Here is a 14,943-nt window from a genome sequence, read left to right as displayed (position 1 = left end):
TGGAAAGGAAAGGGATACAGTTGGCGGGTTATGTCATAGACTGGCGTTTCAGCCTAGGCTCCCGTGTGACTCAAGTCCTTGAAACTGTACGAAAAACTTGCCGATGAAATGACCGAAGCCGTGCGCCGTGGCGTGTTCGCGGCGGGCGAGCGTATTCCGTCGGTGCGGCAGGCGAGCCAGCAGCACGGCGTGAGTATCAAGACGGTGTTGCACGCGTACGCGTTGCTGGAAAGCCGTGGGATTGTCGAAACGCGCCCGCAGTCGGGCTATTTCGTGCGCGATGCGGCGGCGCGGGCGCTCGCACTCGACGAGTTGCGGCCCGGCCGTCCGCATATGCCCCATATGCCGCCAACGCCGCCGGTAGCCGCCGCCGTGGACGTGAGCCGCCTCGTGCTGTCGACTTTGCGCAGCATCCGCGCTCACGACGCCGTGCCGTTCGGCTCGCCGTATCCGGATCCGTCGCTGTTCCCGTGGCGGCGCATCAATCAGTACGCCAATGCGATCGCGCGACGTCACGCGAGCTGGAATCTGATCGACGACCTGCCGCCCGGCAACCCCGAACTGATCCGGCAGATCGCCCGGCGTTATGCCGAGAACGGCGTGCCGGTCGATCCGGACGAAATCGTCATCACGCTCGGCGCGACCGAGGCGATCAACCTGAGCCTGCAGGCGGTCGCCAAACCTGGCGACACGGTGGCCGTCGAGTCGCCGACCTATTACGCGATGTTGCACGCCATCGAACGTCTGGGCATGCGCGCGATCGAGGTGGCGACGCATCCGGTCCACGGCATCGATATCGAGGCATTGGCCCACGTGATCGGCGAACAGAAGGTCGCGGCCTGCATGGTGATGCCGAACTTCCAGAACCCGCTCGGTTTCCAGATGCCCGACGCGCGCAAACGGCAACTAGTTGAGCTGCTCGCCGTGCACGAGATCCCCGTGATCGAGAACGACGTCTATCAGGAACTGTACTTCGGCGAGACGCGGCCATCGACGTTGAAGAGCTTCGACACCAAAGGGCTGGTGCTGCACTGCGCGTCGTTTTCGAAGAGTTTGACCGCGTCGTACCGGATCGGCTGGGCGCTGCCGGGACGCTATCGCGCGCAGGTCGAGAAGCTGAAGTTTCTCAATACACTGACCACGCCGTCGGTGCCGCAAGTCGCGGTCGCCGATTATTTGCGGCAGGACGGCTACGACCGGCATCTGCGGCACGTGCGCAAGGTTTATCGGCAGCAGGCCAGCATCATGACGGCGATGGTGCAGCGGTTTTTTCCGGCCGGCACGCGCATGTCGACGCCGCAGGGCGGCTACGTGCTGTGGGTCGAACTGCCCGAGCGCGTCGATTCGATGCGGCTCTACCAGGCGGCGCTCGCGCGCAGCATCACGGTCGGGCCGGGCATGATGTTTTCGATGCGCGACGATTTTCGCCACTTCATCCGGCTCAACTACAGCTATCCGTGGACCGCGCAGACCGAAGCGGCTTTGAAGACGCTCGGCGAACTGGTCACGCGGATGGCATAAAAATGGAGGAGACACTGACCATGGAAGACGACGAACTCGATCCGGTGGTGGCGGCCATCCTGACGCAGTTGTGGCGCGCGCATCGGGAAACGCCGGGCGGCGCGTGGTCGCTCGCCAAACTGTCGAAGCAGGCGGGCGTGCCGATGAGCGGCTTGCGGCGTCAGTTGACGGCGCTCGTCGACGGCGGGCTGGTGGATACCACTTTCAACGAGGAAGGCACGGGCGCGGCGCGCCTGAGCGAACTGGGCCAAAGTCTGTGCGGCGAGTTGTTCGGTGACGGCGACGGCAACGGCGACGGCGGGCCGCCCGACGAGGATCAGGCGGACGCGTCGCCGAAACTTCACTGAATCGCGCGGCAGAGGCAGCGCGAGCCGCGTGCGCGGCTCGCCTGAGCGTGGCTTAAAGCTGGCTCATCCCGCCATCGGCGATGATTTCCGTGCCGACGATAAACGCCGACTCCGGCGCGGACAGATGCAGCACGGTCGAGGCGATTTCTTCCGGCGTGCCGAAGCGGCCGACCGGCACCTGGCCGAGAATCTGCGCGGCGGTGGCTTCGAGCGCGGCGGCGTCGAGGCCGAGCTTGCCGTACAGCGGCGTTTGCACCGGGCCGGGGCTGACCACGTTGACGCGCACGCCTTGCGGCAGCAGTTCCGACGAGAGCGTCTTCGCCAGCGAAATCACCGCGGCCTTGCTCGCCGCATACACGGACGACGCCGGCATGCCGATATGCGCATTGATCGACCCGTTGATCACGATCGACGCGCCGCGATTAAGCAACGGCAGCAGTGCCTGAATCTGGAAGTAGGCGCCCTTGACGTTGGTGTTGAACATCGCGTCCCAGAAGGCTTCGTCGACATCCGGAAACGCTGCGAATTTCGCCATGCCGGCGTTGACGAACACCGCGTCGAGGCGGATACCGGCGGCGCTGATCGCAGCCGCCAGCTCACGCGCCGACGCCACCGAGCCGGCGTCGTTGCGCACCGCGACGGCATTGGCGCCGAGCGCCTTTCTTGCCGTTTCGAGCGCGTCGGCATCGCGGCCGGTGATGACCACACGGGCGCCTTCATTGGCGAATGCCTGGGCGGCCGCGAAGCCGATGCCGCTGCTGCCGCCGGTGACGAGAACCGACTTACCTTGGAAGCGAGTCATTTTGAATCTCCGAAAGAGTGTTGCGGGTTAGTGAGAGTGATATTGCGCCTGTGCGGAGTGCTTGCCGTACCACTTTTCCGACGCACTCGTTCGAAATCATCGAACGTGTTTCCATGCTACCCAGAATACTGGATTCGTTATGGCTGAGATAACGAATAATAATTTTTCCGCACAAATTGGCCTTCGAATATGGCCCCCTATGCTGGAGCCTTGCCCGGGTTATCCCGAGCGCTGGGGCAGGCACCTTCAACCATCTTCGGAGAATCCATGAAAACAACGCTGGCGCGAGCGCTGCATCAATCACTGCGCATCAAAACTGTCCGAACCGTTCTCGCCGCGACGCTCGGCGCGACCTTGGCATTCAGTGCCGCAGGGGCGGCCGCGGCCACCACGCAGCCAATCGGCATCGCCTTCGTCTATCTCGGCAATCCGGGCGACGCCGGCTGGACCTACGCGCACGAACAGGGCGTGAAGGCGCTCGAGGCGAAATTCGGCGACAAGATCAAGGTGACGCGTGTGGAGAACGTGCCGGAGTCGGCGGATTCGGAGCGCGTGTTCCGCGATCTGGCGTCGAAGGGCAACAAGATCGTGGTGGGTTCGAGCTTCGGCTTTCAGGATTTCGAGCTGAAGGTCGCCAAGGACTTCCCCGATGCCGTGTTCGAACACGCGACCGGCTACAAGAAGGCCGCCAACTTCGCGACTTATGACGTGCGCACCTATCAGAGCGCCTACCTGGCGGGTCTCGTCGCGGGTTATACGACCAAGTCGAACACGCTCGGCTTCGTCGGTTCGGTGCCGGTGCCGGAAGTGGTGCGCAACATCAACGCGTTCACGATGGGCGCTCGCTCGGTCAATCCGAGTGCGCGCGTGAAGGTGGTGTGGATCAATAGCTGGTTCGATCCGGGCCGCGAAAAGCAGGCCGCCGAAACGCTGATCGGCCAGGGCGCCGACGTGCTGATCCAGAACACCGATTCGACGGCGACCATGCAGACCGCCGAGCAGAAGAAGGTGCATGCGTTCGGCTGGGATTCGGATATGAAAAAGTTTGGGCCGAATGCGCAACTCGGCGCCTGCGTGAGCAACTGGGGTGTGTACTACACGCATCTGGTGGATCAGGTGATGGCGGGCACATGGAACAATTCGCCGGTGTGGTGGGGGCTGAAAGAGAAAGCGATCGATCTCGCCGACATCAACACCGACGCCGTTTCGCCGGCCGCGCAAAAGGCCTTGAGCCAGAAGCGCAATGACATCATCTCCGGCAAGTTCAATCCGTTTGCCGGTCCGATCATGGATCAATCCGGCGCGGTGAAGGTCGCGGCCGGCAAGTCGCTGAGCGATCCGGAACTGCTGCGATTGAACTGGTTCGTGCAGGGCGTGGACGGCTCGCTGCCGAAGTAAAAATTTGCTTCGCTAATCTAACTATTATTCAAGGAGATCGCCCGTGAGTCTGACGGTTTCGAGGGCGGCCGCCGCAACGGCCGCCAACTATCCGCCGCAGGGTTTGACGCCCACGCATGAGCAGATCGTGCGGCATCTGCGGCATTCGAGCCGGGTGGCCGAACGGGCGACGCTGCTGGGGCATCATCCGTTCGGTGCGGTGCTGGTCGGACCCGATCAGGAGACGGTGCTGATGGAGCAGGGCAACGTCGACACGGTGAATCACGCCGAGTCGGTGCTGGCGCGCGTGGCGGCGTTGAACTTCACGCCTGAGTATTTGTGGAGTTGCACGCTGTACACGTCGGTCGAACCCTGCTGCATGTGCGCCGGGACCATGTATTGGGCCAACATCGGCCGGGTCGTGTTCGGCATGACCGAGAAGCGCTTGCTGGAAGCGACCGGCGATCACGCCGAGAATCCGACCATGAGCGTGGACTGCCGGTACGTGTTCGATCACTGCCAGAAACCGGTCGAGGTGATCGGGCCGGTGCCCGAAGTGGAAGCCGAGGTCATGGCGGTGCAGCGCGGATTCTGGAGCAGCCGCTAGTTGTGCTTGGTGCGCGCTCGCGAGAGAGAATCGCGACGTTGCAATCGTGCTTGCGTGCCCGGCACCGTTGCGCCAACATGCGCGACGGACTGGTCATGGCGCGGCGTCCGCCTGCATTTCCGCCGGCGCCAGCATCGCGACGCCGCAGAACCAGTCGCCGCCGTGCGGCTGATGTTTCCACTGACCGCTGGTTTCCTTGAGCACGATGGAACACTGCTCGTTCACCGCGATCCCAGGATTCGCCGCCGTGCACTGATGCATTGCCACCTCGGTGGCTTGCGCGGGCGCCATGAGCGGTCTGCGTCGCGTGTCGGGGTCATACGGCGTCGGGGATGGCGGAGGCGTGGCGGTTTGCATCCCGTCGATCAGCGTCCGTAGTTCCTCGATACGCGTCGCGTACCACGTCCCCAGACACACCGCATCGCGGCAGTTCGCTTCACGCCACGCCCACTTGCTGTCGCTGTCGGTGAGAAAGGCGCGCCGGTCGCTGACTTGCCGGCGCGCTTTCCAGTACAGATGCCCCAGCGTGTCGTCGAGCTTCGACAGCGCGGGGTCGTTGCAAATCATCTTCTCGGTTAGCGAGCGTCCCCGGTTGCAGTCGAAGCTGGTGGCGTGGGCGACTGGATGCGCGAGCATCAGCGCGGCGATCAGAAGTGGGCGGAAGAGGGTCATGGCGGTCCGGGCAGTGCATGGCTTTTTCATGCAATGGATGATCGACCGGGTTGCCGGAACACGGAGGCCCGAAAAACGCCTGATTTCGGGTGGGTCGTTACCAGATATTGCCTCCCGGGGCGGAGGGAATCGTCGCGGGCGGATGACTTAATGATTTCAGGCATCTGCCGGGCAACTCGCCCGTGAGCGGACGCATCGCTCGGCAGCACAGGGCAATGCGGCGCTCCGTGCGGGGACCACAAGCACTCACCACACCAGCGGGACCGGCCGGCAGGTCACACGCGGAGTCCAGGCAAGTCGCCGCGAAGCGTCCCGGCATAATTTGGGGTCCGCCTGTGCAACAGGCGCCGGAACAACCGCGCCCGTGCGGCCCGCGCCAAGGCGCCGTCACCCGTTCCAGCAAGGCCTTTGCGCCATTTCTTCGGACCCTCAACCGGCCCAATTCGCCAGGCCGTCTCCCATCCGCGACGAATTAAATTCGCCGGCCTCGCGTAAACCCCGGTGTGCCGCGTACACTAAGTTGCCGATGTCGGGTTAGGGGGCGCACATATGACTTGCGAAGCGACATCAGAAAACAAGCTGGAAGCAGCGCCTGAAGGCCGCTATGGACCGAATCTCGCCGAAGCCGTGGTGGCGTCGGAGCGCACGGTGTTGCGGTTGATCACCCGCAACACGCCGCTGCCGGAATTGCTCGACGAAGTATGCCGCCGCGCGGAAGCGCTGCTGGGGGAAGGCGCGTCCTGTTCGATCCTGTTGCTCGATCCGGACGGCGTGCACGCCAGAGTGGGCGGCGCGCCGTCGCTGCCGGCGCATTTCAGCGCCGCGATCGACGGCGCGGCGATCGGTTCACGGGCCGGCTCGTGCGGCACCGCGATGTACGAGCGGCGCCTCGTCGTCGTCGAGGATATCGAAACCGATCCGCTGTGGGCCGACTTCCGGCACCTCGCGTTGCCGCTCGGTCTGCGGGCCTGCTGGTCGGTGCCCTTTGAAAACGATTCCGGCGTGGTGCTCGGCGCCTTCGCGGTCTACTACCGCGCGCCGCGCCGTCCGAGCGCCGGGGAAGAAGCGATGCTGCGCGACATCGGCCACAGCGTCGGTCTCGCCGTGCATCAGGACACCATGGTCCAGCGCCTCGCGCACAGCGAGGAGCATCACCGGCTGGTGGTCGATCATCTGATCGAAGGGATCGTCGTGCAGTCGCGTGACGGCATCGTGCTTGCCTGCAATCCGAGCGCGCAGCGCATTTTGCGCACGACCCCGCAGATCGTCGGCCGCAGTATTCATACGGTGATGGTGCGCGCCTATCACGAGGACGGCTCGCTCGTCGCCGAGACGGCCCGCCCGACCGCCCAGGTGCTGAGCACCGGCAAGCCCGTGCTCGGCGTCACGATCGGCGTGGAGCTGATCGGCGGCGACATCGTCTGGATCACCGAAAACGTCGTGCCGATCATCAAGCCGGGCGAGAGCGAACCGGGTTCGGTGCTGATTTCGTTTACCGACATCGGACCGGTGCGCGAGGCGCAGCGCCAACTCAAGTTCCTTGCTACCCGCGATTCGCTCACCGGCCTCTACAACCGCGCCTATCTCACCGAGCGGATGCGCGACCTGTTCACGCCGGACATGTCGTCCGGCATGGGTGAACTGGCGAGCGTCGCCGTGCTGTTCGTCGACCTGGACGGCTTCAAGAAGGTCAACGACACGGCGGGCCACGAGGCCGGCGACACCCTGCTCTGCAGCGTGGCGGAGCGCCTCTCGGCGTGCATCTCGCCCGAGGACACGCTCGCGCGCGTCGGCGGCGACGAATTCGTGATCGTGGTCAGCGCGTATGAAAACACCGCGCGTCTGATCGGCCTCGCGCGCCGCATTCTCGACATGATCGCGGTGCCGTTCGCAGTGGCGGACAACGAGTACTACCTGGGCGCGTCGATCGGCATCAGCCGTTTTCCGGAAGACGGCCAGGACGTCGCCACACTCATGCGCAACGCCGATTCGGCGATGTATCACGCCAAGCAGCGCGGCCGCAACAACTTCCAGTTCTTTACCGCCGAGCTGAATCAGCATCTGCAACGCCGTTTCACGATCGAGCAGTCGCTGCGGCGCGCGCTCGCCGCCAACGAACTGAGCCTCGTGTACCAGCCGATCGTCGACAGCCATGACGGCCGCACGATCGGCGCGGAGGCGCTCCTGCGCTGGTACAACAGCGAACTGGGCAACGTGTCGCCGGGGGAATTCATCCCCGTGGCCGAAGATGCCGGGCTGATCGTCGAGATTGGCGACTTCGTGCTGGCGCGGGCCTGCGAGCAGGTAGCGCAGTGGCGGCGCACGCTGGCACCGGAGCTGATCGTCGCGGTGAACCTGTCGCCGCGCCAGTTCAACGACGGCCTGGTGGAGCGGATCGAACGGTGTCTGGCGCAATCGGGGCTCGAGCCGACGGCGCTGGAGCTGGAGATCACCGAACGGCTGCTGATGAGCGACAGCGAAACCGTCCTGCCGATGCTGAGCGCGCTGAATGCCATGGGCGTGCGCATTTCCGTCGACGATTTCGGCACCGGCTATTCGTCGCTGTCATATCTGAAGCGCTTCCCGCTGCATAACCTGAAAATCGATCGCTCGTTCGTCGCGGGTTTGCCGGATCATCGCGACTCGATTGCGATTACCCAGGCGGTGGTAGCGATGGCGCACTCGCTCGGCATGAACGTCACCGCCGAAGGGGTGGAAACCGCCGAACAGGCGGCGTTCCTGCGCGCGATCGACTGCGACAAGCAGCAGGGCTATCTGTACAGCCGTCCGGTCGGGGCCAGTGCGTATGCCCGCGGTTTGTGGGACGCGCAGCTCAACGTGGCCGACGCCTCCTGAACGTGCCGGCCGTTCCGCACGCGAGCCCGGACGCCTTGCCGGGCTTGCGAATACGGGCTTGAACGGCGCGCGCCGCGCCCATGCTGACGGGATTGTTCGGTTTGCCGGACAAGTGACTTCGCGTTCGCGGTATTTATCCGCGAGGCCGGTCTCCCTAAAATCCTCCCATCGAAAAGTAAATTCAGCGCGATGTCGAAGCGGCGTCGTGCGATGGGAGTTGTCATGCCAGATTTAATCAGAGACCAGCTCTACCGGCCGTCGGTGGTCTTACCGATGGTCGCCCTCATGCAGGTGATGGTGTCGCAGGACTTCAATCTCGGCCAGGTCGGCTGGGTGATGGCGTCCCGCGGCGCGCAGGCCGCGCTGCAACGTTCGCGCGAGCTGATCTGCGCCGTGCATTGCCACGCCTGAGTACAACGGACGGAAAACAGCAGTCATCCGCAACAATCCGCGGCAGTAGTGAGCGGCGCAGCATGGTGATTCCAGGGCCGAAGGGTAAGATGCTACGACCAGCAGCCCAGCCTCGGGAGAGTTGCCATGCCACAGCACTTCGACGCAGTTGTGATCGGTACGGGACAGGGCGGCTCACCGCTCGCCGTGCGTCTCGGTCAAAGCGGCCGCAAAACGGCGGTCATCGAACGGGCTGCCTTTGGCGGCACCTGCGTGAACGTCGGCTGCACGCCGACCAAATCCTATGTAGCGAGCGCCCGCGCCGCGCATGTCGCGCGTCATGCCGCGGAATTCGGCGTGCAGGTGGGCGGCGCGATTAACGTCGATCTAGCCGCGGTCAAGGCGCGCAAGGACAAGATCATCGGGCAGTCGCGCGATGGCGTCGAGAAATGGCTGCGCGGCACCCAGAACGTGAGCGTGTTCAACGGCCACGCGCGTTTTACCAGACCGCATACGCTCGCTATCAGCGGCCCGGACGGCAATCTCCTCGACGAAATCAGCGCCGACGAAATCTTTATCAACACCGGCACGCGCGCGGTCGTGCCGCCGCTCGCCGGGCTCGAGCGGATTCGCTATTACACCAATTCCAACCTGCTCGATCTGACGGAATTGCCGAGTCATCTGGTGATTGTCGGCGCGAGTTATATCGCGCTCGAATTCGCGCAGATCTTCCGCCGCTTCGGCAGCCAGGTGACCGTGCTGGTGCGCGGTGAACGCCTGCTCACGCGTGAGGACGCCGATTTCGCCGATTCCGTGCAGAAGGTGCTCGCGCGCGAGGGCGTGGAATTTCGCTTCAATGTGCAGCCTTCGCGGGTCGAGCCGCATCCGCATCGCGAGAACGAAGTGTGCATCGGCTTCGAGCAGAACATTCCCGCGCTTGAAGCGTCGCACCTGCTGTTCGCGACCGGCCGTGAGCCGAATACCGACGACCTCGGCCTTGCCGCCGCCGGCATCACGCTGGACAAGCACGGCACGATTCCCGTCGACGGCCAGTTGCGCACCAGCGTGCCGGGCGTCTGGGCGATCGGCGACGTCAACGGACGCGGCGCCTTCACTCACACCTCCTACGACGACTATCAGATCGTCGCGGCCAATCTGCTCGACGGCGGCGCGCGCAGCGTCGATACGCGGATCATGGCGTATGCCGTGTTCGTCGACCCGCCGCTCGCGCGCGTCGGCGCCTCGGAGGCCGAGGTGCGCAAATCGGGCCGCGACGCGCTGATCGCCACCATGCCGATGACGCGCGTGGGCCGCGCGCGCGAACGCGGCGAGACCGACGGCTTCATGAAGGTGATGGTCGACAAGGAAAGCAAGCGGATTCTCGGGGCGGCGATTCACGGTATCGAAGGCGACGAGGCGATTCACACGTTCATCGACATCATGACGGCGGGCGCGCCGTATCCGACCTTGCAGTACGCGATGCATATTCACCCCACCATCAGCGAACTGGTGCCGACCTTGCTCGATGGACTCAAGCCGATGAAGTGAGTGGCGCACGCGAGCGGAGCACGTACGATGAAACGCGCAACCCGAAGCGGCAATCTGTTCGATCATCACGCATCCGCGGACGCGGACGAGCAGATCGACGCGCTGGTCGAGCAGGGCGGCGTGAGCATCGAGCGGATCGTCTCCATGGGTCACGCCAGCCCGCCGGGCTTCTGGTACGACAGTCCGCGCGCCGAGTGGGTCGTGCTATTGAGCGGCGCGGCGGCGCTCGAATTCGAAGGCGAGGCCGAACCTCACCAGATGAAGGCCGGCGATCACGTGCTGATCGACGCGCATTGCCGCCATCGCGTGGCATGGACGAGCGACCAGGAGCCCAGCGTGTGGCTCGCCGTCTACTACCCGGACGACGCTGCAACCTGAACGCGGCAATCTGCCGATCGATCAGACGCATCGACAAAGCGTTGGGCCATCGCGGATAATCGGCAACGGCGTGGGTCGTCCGCGGGACGCGGGCGAACGGTGCGCGCAACCGCATTCATCATCAGGAATTCAACCGATGGGCAAGGGACGTGTCGAAGCCTTCAGCGATGGCGTGATCGCCATTATCATCACGATCATGGTGCTCGAGTTGAAGGTGCCGGAAGGCTTCGATCTCGCCGCGCTGCGTCCGGTGCTCCCCGTGTTCTGCGCATACGTGCTGAGCTTCATCTACGTCGGCATCTACTGGAACAATCATCATCACATGTTCCATGCCGTGCAGAAGGTCAACGGCGCGGTATTGTGGGCCAACCTCCACCTGCTGTTCTGGCTGTCGCTGTTGCCGGCCGTCACGCATTGGGTCGGCGAGAACCATCTGGCTTCCTGGCCGACCGCGATGTACGGCGTGGTGCTGTTCATGTCGTCGATCGCGTACTTCATTCTGATGGGCGTGCTGATCCGCGAGCACGGCAAGGACTCGACACTAGCCAGGGCGGTCGGCAGCGACATCAAGGGCAAGGTTTCGGTCGTGATCTATCTGACGGGCATTGCGCTGGCGTTTGTCGTGCCGTGGGTTTCGGCTGCGCTTTATACGCTCGCTGCCGCGTGGTGGCTGGTGCCGGACCGGCGCATCGAACACGTGCTGGAATCGTAAGCGTGCTGCTCGCGCTCAAGCTGGTGCTGGTGCCGGCGTTTCTCGCCGCACTGACCGTGGCGGGGCGCGTGTGGGGGCCGTCGGTGGCGGGATGGCTCGCGGGGCTGCCGGTGGTCGCCGGGCCGATCGTGTTGCTGCTCGCGTTGGAGCGCGGGCCGTCGTTCGCCGCGCAGGCGTCCGCGGCTTCGATCGCGGCGATTGCCGCGTCGGAAGCCTTCAATTTTGCGTATGCGTGGACCTGCCGGCGTGTCGCGTGGCCGCTCGCGTCGATGGCGGGCATGGTGGGCTGGGTCGGCGTGGCAATGGTGCTCACGCAGATTCCCGCCGGACTCGCTTGGGCGGTCGCGGCGGCGGGCGTGGCGGTGGCGGTGTCGCAAAGCGGCTTGCCGCGCGTGACCGGTAACGTGCTGGCGGCGCGCCTCGGACTCGGCGAGCTCGTCGTGCGCATGCTCGCCGGCGCGTTGCTGACGGTTGCGGTGACTACGCTGTCCGCGTCGATGGGCGCGACGTGGAGCGGACTGCTGTCGGTTTTTCCGTTGCTCGGCATCGTGCTCGCGGTCTCGGCGCAGCGCGCGCACGGCGCGGACTTCGTCGCCTTGCTGATGCGCGGCATGGTGATCGGCCGCGCCTCGTTCGCGGCGTTCTTTGCCGTGACGGCGACGATGCTGCCGCGGTATGGCGTGTGGCTCAGCTTTGCGTGCGCGTCGGTGGCTTCGGTGATCGTGCAGGGCGCGACTAAACGGATGCTCGGCGCGAAGCGGCCGGTTCAGGCTGGGTCGCGTGAACTCGCGGAGCGGCAGTCGGCGGATTGAGTGGGGTGAGTTTGAAGTGCTTATGCGGCTCATTGCGGTTCGCAGCGTGTCGACGCCATTGGCCGCGGCACGAAGTGGCTGAAGTGGCTCAAGCACCTCAAGCACCTCAAGCACCTCAAGCACCTCAAGCACCTCAAGCACCTCAAGCACCTCAAGCACCTCAAGCACCTCAAGCACCTCAAGCACCTCAAGCACCTCAAGCGCCTCAAGCACCTCAAGCGGCTCAATGCGACGCATCGTGTTGCTAGAGACTCGAAGCGCGGAGACGCCCGCTCAGCGAAACCACCGCGCACGCAGTCCGCTCATTTGCCCGATACTTCCAACATGACTTCGCGCCCTCGACAACCCACACGCACACGAATCGGCCTGATCTCCGACACGCACAACCTCGTGCGCCCGGAGGCGTTGCACTATCTGGCCGGTTGCGACGCGATCATCCACGCAGGCGATATCTGCAACGAAGCCGTACTCGATGCACTCACGCAGATCGCGCCGGTCACAGCGGTGCGCGGCAACAACGACACCGGCGACTGGGCCGCGTCATTGCCGACGCACACCGCGCTGACCGTGCAGCAAGTGACGATTCTCGTCGTGCACGATATTGCCGACGTGGCCGCCGATCCGCGCAGCCGAGGCATCAACGTAGTGGTAACCGGCCATTCGCACAAACCATTGATCAGCGAACGGGACGGCGTGCTGTTCGTCAATCCAGGCAGCGCGGGCCCACGCCGTTTCAAGCTGCCGATTTCGGCTGGGATACTGATCGTCGAAGGCGCGCACGCAAGCGCGAATTTCGATTCGCTGGTGCCATAAGAAACGGGCCGGCAAAAAATTGCCGACCCGTTCTCAGACTGCTCGCGTACTAGCCGCGTCAACCGTCAAACAACCCACGCTCAGGCACGCGCCGTCGCGGCTGCCGCAAAGCGTTCGTCCATCTCTTCGGCTTCACGCTCACCGCGCAACACCGCATGCGCTTCCGCACGCGTCGCCACGCACGGGCCCGAGCCGAGCAGCGGCTTGCGAGCGGTTTCGCGCAGCGCCATCACTGAGACGATACCGATCAGCGACGCGCCCATCAGGTAGTACGCGGGCATCATCAGATTGCCGGTGCTGTTCACCAGCCATGCGGTCACGAGCGGCGTCGTACCGCCGAACAGCGACACCGAAACATTGAAGCCGATCGCCAGCGCGCCGTAGCGGATTTTGGTCGGGAACAGCGCCGGCAGCGCCGACGGCATCACACCGGTAAAGCACGACAGCAGCACGCCGAGAATCATCAGGCCGCCGAACACCGGCAGCACCGTGCCCATGCGGATCAGCAGCAGGGCGGGAATCGACAGCGCGAACAGGCCCACGCAACCGAACAGCATCACTGGCTTGCGGCCGATCGTGTCTGACAGACGGCCGGCGGCGAGCGTCATCGGCATCATCAGCACCATGACCAGCAGCACGAGGAACAGGCCGTGCGTTTCGTTGAAGTGCAGCGTGGCCGACAGATAGCTCGGCAGATACGAGAGCGCCATGTAGTCGGTGACGTTGAAAATCAGCACGAGGCCGACGCACAGCAGCAGCGGCTTCCATTGCTGCGCGAGCAACTGACCGAGCGACTGCTTCGGCACCGCCTTGTCTTCCGCTTCACGTTGCTCGGCCTGCTTCTTGAACGCAGGCGTTTCTTCGAGCTTCATGCGGATGTACAGACCCACCAGACCCAGCGGGCCGGCGATCAGGAAAGGCACACGCCAGCCCCACGAGAGCAGCGCGTCGTTCGAGAGCGTCGCGGTCAGCACGGCAACGGTGCCCGCGCCGAGCACGTAGCCGATCAGCGTGCCGAACTCGAGGAAGCTGCCCATGAAGCCGCGGCGCTTGTCCGTCGAGAATTCGGCGATGAAGGTAGCCGCGCCGCCGTACTCGCCGCCGGTCGAGAAACCCTGCACCAGACGCGCAACCAGCAGCAGCACCGGCGCGAAAATGCCGATCGTCGTGTAGCTCGGAATCAGGCCGATCGCGAAGGTGCCGAGCGCCATCATGATCATGGTCATGGCGAGCACACGCTGCCGGCCGATGCGGTCGCCGAGCGGCCCGAACACCATGCCGCCGACCGGCCGCACGAGGAACGCCGCGGCGAACGTGCCGAACGTGGCGATCAGCTGCGCAGCCGGACTGGCCGACGGGAAGAACACTTTGCCGAGCGTGACTGCGATGTAGCTGTACACGCCGAAATCGAACCATTCCATGGCGTTGCCGAGCGCCATGGCGCCGACGGCCCGCTTGAGGAGAGATTTGTCGACGACGGTGATGTCGTCCAGAGAGAGGCGTTGTTCTTCTTTGTGGTGTCGCCAGAAGCCGTTGCTGGAAGCGGTCAAGGTGAAAACTCCAATGACTGCGACGAAACTCATGATGCGCATGAACGTTCCGCCACGGTTGCTGGGAAGTGCAGTTTCGCGAGCGAGGCGAAGCATCTCCGTCGCCGTTGAAGGGCGATGGAGCGGGGCGCGATAGAAAACACAACGCCCGTGCCTCGCGAGACAGGTCGCGAAAAAACACTCGTCTAGATTGTGCTGACGTTGCACCTGCGTGGCCGTGGAAGGGGGGCAGATGCATGAGGACGCTGGGTGGCTGAAAGCTGGCCCATGCGCCGCTGGAAGGCTTGAAACGAAAAAGGCCGGTGCTTTATTCGCCGCTCACGTGTGACGCGAAACGGGGAAACGACCGACAAGCCTTCTTGTATAAAAACTGTTCAATTCGGGATGGCACACGCACTGCGCGCCAGATTGAAGAGAACGTGAATGAAGGTGAAATGCTGTTGGAACGAGGCACATGATAGCACGATAACAGAGGATCGTGCAAACCCGGAGCCCGCCGGGGGCCTTGGCGGGCATGCTCAATCCCTTGCCGGGCGGGGGATCGAGCGGATCTTGGCG

The 14,943-nt window shown here is 64.2% G+C and carries 14 protein-coding genes; 11 read left to right on the top strand and 3 right to left on the bottom strand.

Features of this window, described 5'->3' with window-relative positions; translation table 11 throughout:
- Nucleotides 1–78 precede the first annotated feature (78 nt).
- Together B0G81_RS18135 and B0G81_RS18130 are read left to right on the top strand one after the other, a co-directional pair.
- Entirely contained in the window at nt 79–1,521 is a 1,443-nt protein-coding gene (locus B0G81_RS18135; protein ID WP_134137863.1) for a PLP-dependent aminotransferase family protein, read from the top strand.
- A 20-nt stretch (nt 1,522–1,541) separates the two neighbouring features.
- Nucleotides 1,542–1,868, top strand: coding sequence for a helix-turn-helix domain-containing protein (locus B0G81_RS18130; protein WP_134137862.1), 327 nt, complete (start codon nt 1,542–1,544; stop codon nt 1,866–1,868).
- A gap of 52 nt (nt 1,869–1,920) precedes the next feature.
- Here the strand turns inward: B0G81_RS18130 and B0G81_RS18125 are convergent, their stop codons facing one another.
- Complete coding sequence (locus B0G81_RS18125) at nt 1,921–2,670, bottom strand: SDR family oxidoreductase (RefSeq protein WP_134137861.1); 750 nt, start codon at nt 2,668–2,670, stop codon at nt 1,921–1,923.
- A 267-nt stretch (nt 2,671–2,937) separates the two neighbouring features.
- Between B0G81_RS18125 and B0G81_RS18120 the strand changes: the two genes are divergently transcribed.
- Both B0G81_RS18120 and B0G81_RS18115 read left to right on the top strand, forming a co-directional pair.
- On the top strand, nt 2,938–4,068 hold the full coding sequence (locus B0G81_RS18120; protein ID WP_134137860.1) for a BMP family ABC transporter substrate-binding protein: 1,131 nt from the start codon (nt 2,938–2,940) through the stop codon (nt 4,066–4,068).
- 43 nt (nt 4,069–4,111) lie between these two features.
- Nucleotides 4,112–4,654, top strand: coding sequence for a nucleoside deaminase (locus B0G81_RS18115; protein ID WP_208328541.1), 543 nt, complete (start codon nt 4,112–4,114; stop codon nt 4,652–4,654).
- A gap of 93 nt (nt 4,655–4,747) precedes the next feature.
- Here B0G81_RS18115 and B0G81_RS18110 read toward each other — a convergent pair whose 3' ends face one another.
- Entirely contained in the window at nt 4,748–5,326 is a 579-nt protein-coding gene (locus tag B0G81_RS18110) for a hypothetical protein (RefSeq protein WP_134137859.1), read from the bottom strand.
- A 549-nt stretch (nt 5,327–5,875) separates the two neighbouring features.
- On the opposite strand from B0G81_RS18110, the gene B0G81_RS18105 reads away from it, so the two are divergent.
- The 7 genes from B0G81_RS18105 to B0G81_RS18075 all read left to right on the top strand — a co-directional run bounded on the left by B0G81_RS18105 (nt 5,876) and on the right by B0G81_RS18075 (nt 12,835).
- Entirely contained in the window at nt 5,876–8,182 is a 2,307-nt protein-coding gene (locus B0G81_RS18105) for an EAL domain-containing protein (RefSeq protein WP_134137858.1), read from the top strand.
- 222 nt (nt 8,183–8,404) lie between these two features.
- Nucleotides 8,405–8,593 carry a hypothetical protein gene (locus tag B0G81_RS18100; protein WP_106279765.1) on the top strand — a complete coding sequence of 63 codons (189 nt, stop codon included), beginning with the start codon at nt 8,405–8,407 and terminating at the stop codon, nt 8,591–8,593.
- A 126-nt stretch (nt 8,594–8,719) separates the two neighbouring features.
- Nucleotides 8,720–10,120, top strand: coding sequence for an FAD-containing oxidoreductase (locus tag B0G81_RS18095; protein WP_134137857.1), 1,401 nt, complete (start codon nt 8,720–8,722; stop codon nt 10,118–10,120).
- A 27-nt stretch (nt 10,121–10,147) separates the two neighbouring features.
- Nucleotides 10,148–10,498, top strand: coding sequence for a cupin domain-containing protein (locus tag B0G81_RS18090; RefSeq protein ID WP_134137856.1), 351 nt, complete (start codon nt 10,148–10,150; stop codon nt 10,496–10,498).
- 136 nt (nt 10,499–10,634) lie between these two features.
- Nucleotides 10,635–11,210: a TMEM175 family protein gene (locus B0G81_RS18085; protein ID WP_116117734.1), complete on the top strand. Its 576-nt coding sequence runs from the start codon at nt 10,635–10,637 to the stop codon at nt 11,208–11,210.
- A 5-nt stretch (nt 11,211–11,215) separates the two neighbouring features.
- A complete protein-coding gene (locus tag B0G81_RS18080) occupies nt 11,216–12,022 on the top strand; it encodes a hypothetical protein (RefSeq protein WP_134143152.1) in 807 nt (268 codons plus the stop codon).
- Nucleotides 12,023–12,346: 324 nt separating this feature from the next.
- Nucleotides 12,347–12,835 (top strand): metallophosphoesterase family protein, encoded by a 489-nt coding sequence (locus tag B0G81_RS18075; protein WP_134137855.1) that lies wholly within the window; start codon nt 12,347–12,349, stop codon nt 12,833–12,835.
- Between the two features lie 80 nt (nt 12,836–12,915).
- On the opposite strand, the gene proP is transcribed toward B0G81_RS18075, so the two are convergent.
- Entirely contained in the window at nt 12,916–14,418 is a 1,503-nt protein-coding gene (gene proP, locus B0G81_RS18070) for a glycine betaine/L-proline transporter ProP (protein WP_243856777.1), read from the bottom strand.
- Between the last annotated feature and the right edge of the window lie 525 nt (nt 14,419–14,943).

The organism is Paraburkholderia sp. BL6665CI2N2 (assembly GCF_004366535.1).
Taxonomy (GTDB): domain Bacteria; phylum Pseudomonadota; class Gammaproteobacteria; order Burkholderiales; family Burkholderiaceae; genus Paraburkholderia.
This window is presented reverse-complemented; position numbering and strand designations above follow the sequence as displayed.